Raw genomic sequence first — 656 nt, 5'->3', positions numbered from 1 at the left:
CGGCGGCGGCCGAGCCGACCTCGGGGTGCGAGCCGGCGCCGAGCCCCTGCGTCACGCCGAGGCCCATCTGGATCACGCGCTCGGCCTTGGAGGAGGTGAGCGCCTGGGCGTCCGTGTTCGCGACCACGAACTCGCAGCCCAGCAGGCCGGATTCGATCATGTTGTTGACGGCGTTGCCGCCGGCGCCGCCGACACCGAAGACGGTGATGCGGGGCTTGAGTTCGCGGATGTCAGGCGCCTGGAGAGAGATGGCCATGGTGTCGAGCCCTTCGTGCCGTTTTCGCGTTGCCGATGAGCGCCTCCGCAAAGGCGCCGATTGTGTCGTCGCCGCACCCCCTTCCGGGGGCGGGCCTCGTCTCTAGAAACTCTCCCGCAACCAACGGTACACGCGGGGGATGTAGCCGTCGGTTCCGGTGCCCAGGAGGGCGCTGTGCCCCCGCGGCTCGAAATGTTCCGCATGCGCCACCTGCGGGTAGACCAGCAGGCCCACCGCGGCGGAGAAGGCGGGTCCCTTGGCGGCTTCCGGCAGGCCGCGGATGCCCAGCGGCCGGCCGATCCGCACCTGGCCCTGCATCACCCGGCGGGCGACCTCGGGCAGACCGACGAGCTGGCTCGCGCCCCCCGTCAGCACCACCCGGCGGCCGGCCTGGGCGGCG

At 72.3% G+C, this 656-nt stretch carries 2 pseudogenes; both read right to left on the bottom strand.

The features are described 5' to 3' along the window. A pseudogene (locus MBTS_RS23125) lies at window positions 1-256 on the bottom strand (cell division protein FtsZ); the annotation flags it as partial. Window positions 257-358: 102 nt separating this feature from the next. Beyond that, a pseudogene (locus MBTS_RS23120) lies at window positions 359-656 on the bottom strand (cell division protein FtsA); the annotation flags it as partial.

It is taken from the genome of Methylobacterium bullatum, from assembly GCF_014845095.1.
GTDB classification, from domain to species: Bacteria; Pseudomonadota; Alphaproteobacteria; order Rhizobiales; family Beijerinckiaceae; genus Methylobacterium; species Methylobacterium bullatum.
Note: the sequence above shows the minus strand (reverse complement) of the source record. Positions and strands in the feature narration are given on the sequence as shown.